The organism is Acinetobacter sp. AOR18_HL, from assembly GCF_027855145.1.
Taxonomy (GTDB): domain Bacteria; phylum Pseudomonadota; class Gammaproteobacteria; order Pseudomonadales; family Moraxellaceae; genus Acinetobacter; species Acinetobacter pittii.
The window spans coordinates 1-12111 of the sequence record NZ_JAKTIG010000059.1; the positions used below are offsets into that span (position 1 = coordinate 1).

General features: G+C 35.8%; 8 protein-coding genes and 1 pseudogene. All 9 read right to left on the reverse strand.

The genetic code is table 11. The features are described 5' to 3' along the window. Window positions 1–177: 177 nt before the first annotated feature. A pseudogene (locus MKL51_RS14705) lies at window positions 178–588 on the reverse strand (ATP-binding protein); the annotation flags it as partial. A gap of 815 nt (window positions 589–1403) precedes the next feature. After that, a complete protein-coding gene (locus MKL51_RS14710; protein WP_000215928.1) occupies window positions 1404–1862 on the reverse strand; it encodes a DUF7226 domain-containing protein in 459 nt (152 codons plus the stop codon). A 2-nt stretch (window positions 1863–1864) separates the two neighbouring features. Next, a complete protein-coding gene (locus MKL51_RS14715) occupies window positions 1865–3769 on the reverse strand; it encodes a Dam family site-specific DNA-(adenine-N6)-methyltransferase (protein ID WP_000879942.1) in 1905 nt (634 codons plus the stop codon). A gap of 4 nt (window positions 3770–3773) precedes the next feature. Continuing rightward, window positions 3774–4061, reverse strand: a complete 288-nt coding sequence (locus MKL51_RS14720) for a hypothetical protein (protein ID WP_000384516.1) — start codon at window positions 4059–4061, stop codon at window positions 3774–3776. A gap of 349 nt (window positions 4062–4410) precedes the next feature. Continuing rightward, window positions 4411–6012: a Tn7-like element transposition protein TnsE gene (locus tag MKL51_RS14725; protein WP_025466762.1), complete on the reverse strand. Its 1602-nt coding sequence runs from the start codon at window positions 6010–6012 to the stop codon at window positions 4411–4413. Further along, entirely contained in the window at window positions 6002–7534 is a 1533-nt protein-coding gene (locus tag MKL51_RS14730; RefSeq protein ID WP_000267038.1) for a TnsD family Tn7-like transposition protein, read from the reverse strand. Before MKL51_RS14730 ends, MKL51_RS14725 begins: the two co-directional genes overlap by 11 nt. A gap of 15 nt (window positions 7535–7549) precedes the next feature. After that, the gene (locus MKL51_RS14735; RefSeq protein WP_000181345.1) at window positions 7550–9202 is read right to left on the reverse strand and encodes an AAA family ATPase; all 1653 of its coding nucleotides are present in this window, start codon (window positions 9200–9202) and stop codon (window positions 7550–7552) included. Continuing rightward, window positions 9199–11289, reverse strand: a complete 2091-nt coding sequence (locus MKL51_RS14740; RefSeq protein ID WP_270904343.1) for an integrase catalytic domain-containing protein — start codon at window positions 11287–11289, stop codon at window positions 9199–9201. The genes MKL51_RS14735 and MKL51_RS14740 overlap by 4 nt, the downstream gene beginning before the upstream one ends. After that, window positions 11273–12082 (reverse strand): heteromeric transposase endonuclease subunit TnsA, encoded by an 810-nt coding sequence (locus MKL51_RS14745; protein WP_000085285.1) that lies wholly within the window; start codon window positions 12080–12082, stop codon window positions 11273–11275. Before MKL51_RS14745 ends, MKL51_RS14740 begins: the two co-directional genes overlap by 17 nt. Between the last annotated feature and the right edge of the window lie 29 nt (window positions 12083–12111).

Sequence of the window (12111 nt, forward strand, 5' to 3'; positions counted from 1 at the left end):
GCGTTAGATTGGCTTACACCATTAGAGAAATTTGCTCAGCTTGTTGATTATCATAAGACTTTTCAAACTGTCGCACCTCATGTTTGAATTCGCCGTGATTTCATCAATCGTATCAAACTCCAAGAATGGAATGCTAATATCTTCAAATGAAAGATATGGATTTTCAAATAATCTCCAATCTACGAGGAGAGAAGTAAAAGAGCCGCTAATTTTCTTAGTAACAAGGAAAGTTACATTTCCTAAAAATGCTGCAGAGAGTCGTCCAATACCTTTTTCCCCCTGCGTTTGGCGAACTGGAATGCCAAAACGATCTTCATCACTTAGAGCTTTTTTCTTACTTTTTGATTCAGTACCAACAATTAGCCAGTTATCAATAATTTGCTCTGGTGACATACCACAACCATTATCGATTAATGCACCGCAAGGATAATCGGCATCTACAGTAAATAATGCAACATCTCTTGCATAAGCATCATAAGCATTTTTCCAAAGCTCACTAACAGCCGTGGGGCAGTCTGCAATTTGTCCTTTACCTAAGTGCTCAATAGTACGAGCTCTAGCTCTAAAGTTAAAAGATTTTACAGACATATTAAACCTTAAATAATCAGAATTATGAGGTACGTATCTAATATGGATACTTTTTCTTGTTATATGATAATAACTTAATGTTTGTTAGATGTCTTTTAAAATAAGAGAAGATACGCTGAAAAATTTATATAATTTTAAAAACAGATGTGTTGAGGCCGTATTTTTCAATTTTTCTACCATTTATAATATTAGGTCAAGAGACGTAAAAGAGTTTTTAAGGTTTCTTTTACCAAAATAGATTTGAATATTAATACTATAAATATATTTTTATTTTTTATTATTTTTCAGTGCGATACGGACCATAAATATCTTGTTTGCTTAAACTTAAATTCTTTAATTTTTAAACTGTGGTTGATTGATTAGTAATATAATTTAGAGTGATATTAGTTAAAAACCCCATCCATCCTTTTAATTTATAATCAGGTATTTCCTATTTTTTAAGCGATAAAACACGAGTGGAAGTGGTTTCTTATTATCAGAAGTATCAACCTCTAATATCACAATATTTTAATTATTAAACTAGAAACTGACTTCGACTACCCATCTAGCATTGCTTTCCATTTTTTTATCAATCCTTTGATCAGGCAATAAAAAAGCCCGGTATGCGTTACATATCGGGCTTTCTAATCAACAGAAGCGATCTACACCCTTTATGGCTGTGTTTGAACAATAAAGTTGTAAACTTGTGGTCTAATAAAATCAATAAGTTAAAAATTTCATAAAATTAAATTTTTACATTAAAGTCTTAAACTTAGTTCAAGACTTTATTTTTTCATTTAACATTATAGTTATAAACTACAGGGTTTAATTTTTGCTTAGTATTGAAATCCACAAAAACGCAAATAGTTTATGAAAGTATAAAATCTTCGTTCAGCTGTGTTTTGCTCTCCAGGGTATAAATTAATAAACCACTGTTTTAATTGGCTTTGAGATGGAGGAGGTGTTTGACTTTGGGTAAACTGGATGGCAGCGGCGAATACTGGCAAGTTCCGAATAGCTGAATCCATATATTGATCTTGTTGCGACTTATTGAAAGTAACAAAATTTTGCCCAATAGGAGTCAAAATAGTATGGTTATTTCTAATTAACTCGACTAATCCCAGCTTTTCAGCAGCTAATCTATAGTAACGTCCTTGACGTCCATTTGAATCAACCCCGATATAATTTTCCATAGCATCATCAGTATGGTGTCCATTATGTACGGCAAAGGGAACTAACATTACTTTTTCAATATCATCAGCTTGCAGAAAATTACTTGTATCTATAACTGTCACGTCTAATACCCTATGAATAAATATTCTTGAACTTTGTTGTTATCACTGGAGTTGGCATTTTTGTTGCCAATTGAATAACGATAATCTATTGGGATTACCTCTACATGATACTTATATTTTGACATAATCGCCAACATTTCATCTAGTGTGGGTAGACTATTTGATGAATAAGATACTATAAGTATGTCATTACGGAACCGCTTAAATAATAGATCAAAGGCTTCCGTTGCACCTTTACGAGAAGAAAAAGGAGTTGGGTACGATTTAAACTTTTTTGTAACAGTATGTTCTTGTATTTCAACACCTTGCCAATCTCGGGCCAAACCTTCTACAAAATGATATCGGCGAACATATTCATTATCTGATAATGGTGAATAGTAAGGTGGGTCAATGTAAACGAGTTTATTTCCTTGATGCTTTAATGTCATCGCATCTCCGAGGCGAGCTTTATTTTGCTGACCATTATCAAAGACTGAGGCATTAATCATATTTACTGCATCTAAAAATTGATCTCGAAACGACATTGATAAGTCCTTACGCCCATCGTCATAACGATAGCCAACATAGGTAAAAATACCTCGTGGTCGTTTCTTCAAGCAAGCACGCATTAATGCAGACATAGCAATTGCTTTCTTATATGGATTTTTTATAGTTTTAATATTGGCTCTAAGAATATCTATTAATTTATTATCATCATCAGAAAAATATAAGTCTTTAAACTTAGTTTCTACAAATGAATCATTGGGCCCTTTTGATTCAAGTAATGATAAGGTTTCTTCAGAGGTCAAAACAATATTATTATTCTCAATCATTGCTTTAGCAAAAACAGATGCCATAGTCATGTAATCATTACTAATAACGGTTTTACCATATGATTTAAACATATACCCAACAATGCCCGAACCTGAAAATAAATCTACCGCTGTGTCAAACTCAAATTGAGAAGCAACACCCCAGATCTCAGATAATAATTTATTCTTAGAACCCATATAGCGAGTAGGAGGATATAATTTTATTTGTTCAGATAAGCTTTCAGGAACTATACGAATATCAAATCGAGGTTTTGGTGGAATTGTCACAATAACATCTTCCCCAGTGCGTCGTTTACCATTGCATGAAATATAACGTTTAGTTTGAACTACTTCTATTGGGAATTTTCTATATTGTTCATGTACTAAAGGGTGGTTTGAATTTGTTAGGATGATATGACAACCCAATTCATGTAAGCGCTGGACTTCGGCAGCCAATTCTGTGTGATCCTCTTCATAGAATTGCTCTTTGGTATAGCGTTGGAAATCTGCATATTCAGAAATAGGTAAATATGGAGGATCTAAAAATATAAAGTCTCCAGGCTGAGCTTGTTTCCTTAATACGTCTTTATAATCTCCACAAATAATAGTAGTGTCTTTTAGTATTATTGATGCAGCTCTTAAAGCTTCTTCATCTATTATTTTAGGATTTTTATACTTTCCGAAAGGAACATTAAATTGTCCCTTTTTGTTAACCCTATACAGTCCATTAAAACAAGTCCGATTTAAAAATATAGTTCTTGCAGCAGCTTCTACATTAGGTAGTTTTTTCCAATCTTGACTACGAACAGCATAAAAAACTTCTTCTGTATTTTGATACTGCTTTAACTGATCTAAAATTCCATCTACATCATCTGCTACAGATTGATAGAGATTTACTAACTCTGGATTACTGTCTGCAATTATCCCATTGCTTGGCTTTAAAGCAAAAAAGAGGGCTCCACCACCAAAAAAGGGTTCAATATATCGACCATATTTCTTTGGTATTTTAGGGGTAATTTCTGTTAAAAGTTGAGTTTTCCCCCCAGCCCATTTCAATAGAGGGCGGCAATTTATTACTTTCTCTTGATAGAGTATTTCATTTTTTTTAGCTAACACGATGTTACTCCATTGGTAAAACTATTTGTTTACTGCCACCAAATTTTCCTTTAGAGGCACCACCACGTGGTTTCTTTGGTTCTATCTCAATCTCATTAAAAACTGCACGGAAATCCAGTTTGTTATCGGCCATTACAGCCATAAGCGTTGCAATGATTGCTAGATGAGATGGTACAACCCCTTTTTTTGAGCAATTGGTCACAGCATTACTGCTCATCTTTACCAATTCAGCAAACTCTCCTGTCGTAAGACCTGCCTTACCAAGTTGGCGTCGAAATTCAATGTAATCCATACAATTCAATCAACACATGTTTTAATTATTTTAACACATTAAAATATTAAATAAAATAATTAATTTATTTAATTTATAAATAATAAAATGTGTAAAACACATAAATTTATGTGTTTTATTGTGGGCTTAGACAAATATTTATTGGAAAGTGGACAGTTAAATGTTGCTTTAAAATAATATTCTATTAGTCAAAATAGACTTTGTATGGAGTTGTTCTTAAATTGAATACTATTCAAATAGTATGTATACAAATCTAATTTCATATTTTTTAACTTATTTTTATTATTTGATTTTATCTACTTTGACGTGAAGTTCGGTCTCAGAAGTTATTACTTAATTTATAATTTACTCATTTGTTATCAAAAATAATTAGTTTGTTATAAATTCGACTAGCCCAACTTTCTAAATCTTCAATGGCGATTTGTTGTCCATGTTCTTCAAGACGGGGGTGATTAAATCTGACTTGCTGAACTGCTATTTTTTTGATGAAGCTATGCGGCCAATTGAGTGTTTTTTGAATCACAAATTTACGAATTTTTTCATAATCCTCTTCCCAGCAGTTCATATCTTTTATTATTAATAATTGTGTTGAAAGGCGAGTTGCATTATCGGATGTATCAACTTCCAGTAAAATGAAATGCTGGCCTTGATGCAGAAAATGTACTTCAGCAATACAGCGTGGATTATTATCGGACTTTAAATGTTTGGTAAATCCCTCTACTTCAGGTAGAACTTTTAAAGTCAGTGAATATTGAATTCCATACTTTTCTTCAAGTTTATAAAGCATCTTTATAAAAGCTGAGAAGCGATCTAGATATAAATGAGCATCATCGGTCTGATCCTCAGAACCCTCAAAATCACCAGCTTTAACTGTGCCACCAATTCCTGGCTCATCTGCATTCACATCACCAATTAACTCATCAATATACTCTTGGGCATCATCCACGATAACAGCATTTTTTGAGCCAGTTTTATCTGCGACTTTCCCTGTTTCAAACGGGTCATCAAAATCAAGTAAAGTGGTTGGACCATCTACAATAGTAGGCTTATTACTAGGCGTTGCTTCTTCCTCATCATTCAGTTTGGGTTCTGCATGATTCGGCTTTGGTGGTATGGTACTGGTATTACCCGATTTTTTTGAGGCTTTAGAAAATTTATCATGATGAAAATAAACAGGCTTATCAATATGGGTGGAGAGCCCAGAAAAGCCAATGATTTCATCTATCTTAAATGTATTGGTTAACCTGTCGTAATAACCATGTGCCTCGATGTTTACGTCTGTTAAATTGGGTGGAATGAAACTAAAGTTCCATGTTCTTACCGTATTATTAATGCTTTCAAAAGCTTGGCACTGTTGAGCGATGCTTTCATATGAAGCTCTTATATTTTTATTTAGAAGTAGATATGCAAGGAATCGACGAAACCCTGGTTTATTAAAATGAGAAGTTGCAAGTGAACCTTCACATGATGGAAGAACCTTAATTAGGTAATGATCAGTCTTGCTCTGAATATCAAAGTCTTGTGCCAGCACATTCAACTCAAGCGCAGATCGAGTGAGATAAGCATTTTGGAAGAAGAAAGCTCTGGCTAACTCAAGCTGTGGCAATTGAATATGGACTTGCTTAACGGTTTGTGCTTCATTTGAAAAGGTTGCCAGAGCATCAAACCCAAAAAAGTGAAATTTTGATTTAGATTGGGCAAAAGACATCCACTCTGCTGGTAAGGGACATCTAAATTTTAGGTGAAATCCAGACTTTCTATGTTCATTTTTGGTGGAGTTGATAATTCGACGTTTAGCCAGCAAATGCATGTGGGAAAAAGAGGTGTTATATTTTGCTTTAGAGTCTTCAGACTCTCCCCACAGATTAATAAACCAGGGTTTATCATTATATCTAAATAGGTGTCCTATACCTGTAATCAATGTATCTAAAGGGAGGCGTTTAATGTGCATAAGTCTTCTTCTCACAAATTATATTTAGGAAAATTTGGGCTTCTTGAGTAATCCTTTCTTTACTTAATCCTGCAAGTCGTAATATTCGCCATCTATCTTTAGTACTGGATTCTGTATAACCAAGCCTGATCATGGCATGGGTAATTCTCCGTATTTGATAAGCCATTGTATCTTCAGAATAAGCTGAAAGAAATTTGGAGCTTAAAGGCAGTTGTTGCAAATGTTTGGAAATGGAATTTCCTTTGGATAACTGATTGAGAAACCAACTCTTTGACATTCTTGGACAAGCTAAGTCATCATTTGAACGATATAAAACTTTGAATAATTCTTTGGTTATTGAAAAATCACGGATAGACCAATTTATTTTATTTTTTCGGGCTTGAGGTTGTGATAAATGTCCTGAATTAAATGTCAGTAGCCAATTTTGATCGTTTCTATATAGCCACATATAAGTTGCCGAACCTGATTTAATATTACGGCCAGCCTTTACACCATGAAGTTGTACGATATCTTGCCATTTTTGTCTCATCTCCTCTGTTTTTATAGGAGGAATATTATCAGTAGAAATAGTTCGTTTTACAAAATATGGGGTTGCTGAAATAGAGCTGACATATTGCATAATTTCTTTAGGTGACATTTTGGGTATAAATGAAGACCAGACAATACAATGTTCCAAGAAACTAAAGGCTTTGCGGTGTTTTCTGAAAATAGATTTAAGCCATGAAGTATCTTGTTGGTGGTCAATACTTAAATTCTTAGAACGAAGATAACCAAGATTAAAATTTTTAATCACTTGCTCATAAGTTTGCTCATGACAAACATGATTCCCTCTACGGAAATTCTTTGCATCAGCCATTTCCAGATAAAATTTAGTCCATTGTTCATGGCTTGGCGATGGTTGAGGATCGAGTTGTAATAACTCCACAGCCATTTGCCCTAGTATGAAGTCTTCCTTGTAATAGGAATGAGCGGAGTCTTGAGTTTGATTTGGTAATAAGGGCAAGAATAGATGCCGATGCTGTTGTTGAATATAATCCTGAGACAGAAGTGAACAATTGTGTTTCAGGCAGATTGAAAGGTTGGGTAGAAACCAGGCTCTATTCCAGAAATACTCTCCATAAGTTTCTCGTTGCTGCTGTATGCAGATTGGACAGTAGTGGAATTTGGTGTTGTTGGGGACTCTGGAAGCATTCAGACCAAGCATAAGATGAATAGAGCCAGATGCCTGCTCAGCCATTAAAGTGATTGCCTTTTGTCGATGGGACTCCTGAACAAAAGGTGCATATAAGCCAAACATCGTATGTTTGTAAATCAGGTCTATTAAACTAAAACAGCCAGTTCGCTCTAATAAATGTACGATAGCATTTAAATGACTGGGTAAGTCTATGGTAGCAACGACTTTTCTATCTTGGTAAACCTCATCAAGTAACTGTTTTGGACTTTGAATGCCATGGTGTAATCCAGCACGGGCGATGGTACTGTAAATCAGCTCATCAGGAAGCGGTGTTGGAAAATTCCACATGATTCTTACCCCATACTATGACAACAGGTCTGACATTTGCAAAATTAAACCTTGATGGTCTAATTGGGTATAAATACTTTCTGGGCTGGTTGGGTTTATCGAAAAAATATGCCGAAGATCAGTATCTTCTAGCTCATTCCATTGTTTTAAGCTAATCCGTTGGTTTTTCTTTTTGGTTGCTGGTGCCTGTGACGGTGTATTGTCTGTCTCCATTGCTTGAACAATAGCAGCCAAGAGCTGTTGTCTAGATATTTGAGGTTTTAACGCTACAATTTTTTGAATGGCAAAGATGATGGAGTCTGATGGGAATTCATCTTTTAGCATCAGATATACACGTCGTTGATCATCATTACTCAATTGTTTTAAGGCTTGGTCTTCTTCGGATTCAACGGTAGATGCGGAGATTTTCTGAATAAGATGGATGATTTTCTTATCCATATCGGGTACAGCAAGATCTGAGAATTGAGCGATTCTTTCAGGTATACCTGAACGTAATGCGCTGAGCATAGGATGTACAAGTTTCAGCTCATCTTCATAAACACGTTTCAGCAGCTCTACAGTAATCGTTTCTGCTCCCGTTGCGAGGGCACGTAACTGAGCCAAAATAAAAAGTTTTACTACAATATCGAGAATACCTTGGCTCAAATCAAACCAGGTATCTCGAATCTCATCACTTAAGATAGGGTCTCTTTTCTGCAAGTACTGCAACTTCCAAAGTGTATTGGTAAATGCTATCCACTCAGGGTTTTGACTCTTCTGATCAGGTAGGTATTGTGGGATTGGATTCCAAAAGATAGATCCCAGACCAGCAGCACGTCGACTGGAACGTAGATCAAGATCAAAGATGTCTCTAGCTTTAGGTGTACCCACGAACAGCACAGGAATACCAATGGTATTGGTCATGGTGACAAAGAAGTTCAGCATTTTCTCTGAACCGCCAGACTTTGCCCGACTCAAATGTTGGATTTCATCAATGACTAACAGGCCTAAGGCAAACATATTGGCTGTTTGTGCCATGAGGGCAAGCATGGTTTCTACGCCATGTCTTTTCATCCCATACTTTTTCTCATAATTTGAACCAATGATTTTATCAATTGCTCGGAAAAAATTGAGACAAAGTTCTTTGAGTGAACCATCATGCGAGCAATCTATCTTTAAATAGACGATCTGATGGCGATTTAATGTTGGGTGAAAAATGACTTGAGGATATGTGTTTAGTATTCTTCGTAAAGAGGTCGTTTTACCACTACCTGAACAGCCAATGATGGCCATGCTATGAGCAGTGGATTCAGTTTCATCAAAGCGTTTGGCATTCAGATCACGTGTTTGCAATCTTTCATAACCATTTTGCAGGTGTTGTTGCAACTTTCCTGTGTTTGGATTACGTCCAACATACCCTCCACGAATCATGAGAGAAATACGTTCACTCAGTAACATATGCATTACTAAAGGCTGAAAAAAGGAACCTGTGATCTGATGGATATTATGGGCACGAATGACTCTTTTTTGCTTTAGATCATCAAGAGTAGGCGTTACTTTTGAGATAAGATTTTTTGTATCTTCAAATGGTTCTTGAATAGGTGGTAGGGCCTCAATGAAAGGATTGTCTTTATAAGCATGAACACCTGTGTCCTGATATTCTGCATTTCTTATTATATGATTTGTCATGACTGATCATCCTCATCATCAAAAAGACCTGGAACGAACTGCGGATAGTTTGATTCATCTTGTTTTGGCTTAAATGAAATAATGGTTCCTTGATCTTTAGGGTGTTTATCAGGTTTTAAGGAAGTATTTGATAATTTCTCATTTTCACGAACAGACTTTTTATTCGATTTTATTTCAGATAAACGCTGGCGATTGGATACACCAGAGTTGGTCGCCATTTTTTTTGCTTCAGCAATGGTGTCACGAATAAATTGATCCAGCTCTCTACGAGCAGCTTTGCTATTATCCTTTTCAATCGCATGTAGATTTTTTTCTTGATCTTGTATCTCCCACACTTGCCAAAATGACATACCCGCAAATTGACGACTTTTGGTTGATAAAGAGCATTCCCAATAGATCGTACTATCATGTTTTGGGAATAAATATATCTTATCTACACAGCTTGGATCGTAGGCCGCTTGGAGATCCTGTGGGCGAGTGACTTCTTTACTACGATGTAACCAGCCTTCTCTGAGTATTTCTGATCCAATGTAATACAGGCCCCATAAATTGACACCAGAAGTGGAAATGGAAACTTTCTTGCGAGGTAGTATCATGATTCGCAATGTATCTGGATCTACAGTACGAAGATGGCCTGTACGATTTTGAATTCCCCAGTTCCATATGTGTAATGGAATAGACGGTAAGTCTGGAGGAAAATCTGCATCTCTGTCATAAGTATCCAATACATGATACTGATTACGATAAAGTATTGTCTTTATGATCATTTTGGCAAAGGCAGAAATAGGTAAAACCGCATCAAGACGGTAATCACTTTCGCCATGTTTTTGAATACGATTTCCTTTAACTACTCCAGGAGCATAAGGTTTGAATTCTGCCTGTAATGTTCCAAAATAGCGTTCAACAATACCTTTTGCATCTCCTCGATAAGCAGGTGCATTTTCAATACGAACATTATAACCATGTACTAAGCGTTCGACCTGATGACTCATCATTTCACCACGGTCAGCAAGAATGGCATCAGGTAAACCTAGGGTTGGCCATTGTTCTGGCTCGATATCAATTCCAAGCAATTTGCATAAACTAACTTTATCACTGCAAGCATTTACAATCGCCTGCATGGCAACAACATAGGATGGATTATGAAATCCGATATAGAATCCCACGACCATTCTGCTGAAAACGTCAACCACTACATATAGGATCGGACGACCTATAATCTTGCTTCGATCATCATCAGCAACTAAATAAATGTCGGCAATAGTTGCATCAATTTCATAACGACTACCAGGCCCAAGCGTATTTGCTGTAGCAGTTCCACTTAATGGCCGTATATCTTTTTGAAAACTTAATACAGGAGTTCTGGTTTCTATTCTTTGTGGAAGTTCATATTCACGTTTGTAGAAATGGTCAAATTGTCTACGTGTTGGAATATCTGCCTGTTTTATATGTGGGTAATGTTGAACAAAGAGTTCCTCAAATTGACGATGAGCAGATGTGATATTAATTTTCTTGTCATTTAATAATTCAGATTCAACTATTAATCGAAAGAGCCTTTCAATTTCTGGCGTAATTTTAATACCTGTTCCATTGCCAAATTTACGCTTTGCTCCCGATTTTTTAGAACCTGCTAAGGTTCTTGGCTTTCCTGGTGCACCAGCGTTTCTATAATCTGGCAATAAGGCATTTGGAATTTGGCCTCTTTGCCAATAGCGGCGTAGGTATTTGTATATCGTTGCCTTAGTTGCGATATTTGTCTGTTCTACTAAACGAACCCGTTTAGCTCTAATCTCTTCATTAAAACAGCCTGTGTCATATACGATTGGTTCAATAATTTGGTAAGCCTGAGCACGTTTTTCAAAAGCGACTGAGTTTACGGGTGGCTCTATAGACTTAAGATATTCACAAGGGTCTGAGCTTCTAAATAAGCGTTTTTCATCAATCCATTGTGAAAGTTGTTCTTCAAGAACTAAAGTTGGAACTCCTTTGGCTTCTTCCATATTAATCCATATGATTTCGCCAGATTGAAAGAATAAAATCCGGTAGTGGCTTTCATCAAATTTAACGACCTCATTGATTTGCCACATAAGACACCTCTAAATCAAACACTAAGTCAGACCCTTTTAATTTCTGGAATGGCTGTTGGATATCAAATTTAATTAAACGATTTGCTATAAGTGTTCTTAAATATTGTAGGGTCGTTCCAGCTGTAGTTTTTTCCTGAATATCAATCTCTTTACAGAGTTTAATGATAGAAATCCCTGGTTTTTTTAAAAAATAATAAGAAATTGTATGTAGGCTATCCCAGATATCAGGCTCTAAATGTTCAGTAATAAAAGGGCTCAACCATTCAAGATTTTTTCGGGCAGTTGTGGGAATATTTTGTTCCGTCACAATACTCCATGGGATTTCTTTAACCTCCCAGTATCGACGTTCAATTTCGAGTTTTTCAATTGTTCTTTCTTTGATGAGTTCTTTTAATGGTTTTACCTGAATAACGAATTGAGGTTTTTTCTTATCATTTGTATCAATCAGAAAATCGGAAGTCATAACCTGTTCCGAGCCTTGTATGCTGGGATGTCTCAAACCATGCTCTAAACAGATTTCTTTTGTGTCGTCTAGATTCAAGGGAAATTGTTCCCGAATATCCTGAACAAAACTAGACCAATCTAAAATCAAAAAAACATACAGTTCCAAATTAGAAAGTAAATGATGAACTCTTTGCGTTTTATGAGAGTAGATACGATGAGAGACCCCACGAGAGGGTACATCCTGAATAGTCAGCCATGGTTGGTAATCTTTTCCCATACCTTGTCCACGACCGCTTTTTATTCTTTTGCTAATTTGTTCTTGTGTGAAGAATCTCGGTGCTCTACTCATAGAAAAACCCAGCCTACTTTTTAATCAGT

What these genes read in the sequence shown, in the direction of transcription:
- MKL51_RS14725 (WP_025466762.1), bottom strand. Translation starts at nt 6,012, where the DNA reads ATGCACATTAAACGCCTCCCTTTAGATACATTGATTACAGGTATAGGA.
- MKL51_RS14735 (WP_000181345.1), bottom strand. Translation starts at nt 9,202, where the DNA reads ATGACAAATCATATAATAAGAAATGCAGAATATCAGGACACAGGTGTT.
- MKL51_RS14740 (WP_270904343.1), bottom strand. Translation starts at nt 11,289, where the DNA reads ATGTGGCAAATCAATGAGGTCGTTAAATTTGATGAAAGCCACTACCGG.
- MKL51_RS14720 (WP_000384516.1), bottom strand. Translation starts at nt 4,061, where the DNA reads ATGGATTACATTGAATTTCGACGCCAACTTGGTAAGGCAGGTCTTACG.
- MKL51_RS14730 (WP_000267038.1), bottom strand. Translation starts at nt 7,534, where the DNA reads ATGTGGAATTTTCCAACACCGCTTCCTGATGAGCTGATTTACAGTACC.
- MKL51_RS14745 (WP_000085285.1), bottom strand. Translation starts at nt 12,082, where the DNA reads ATGAGTAGAGCACCGAGATTCTTCACACAAGAACAAATTAGCAAAAGA.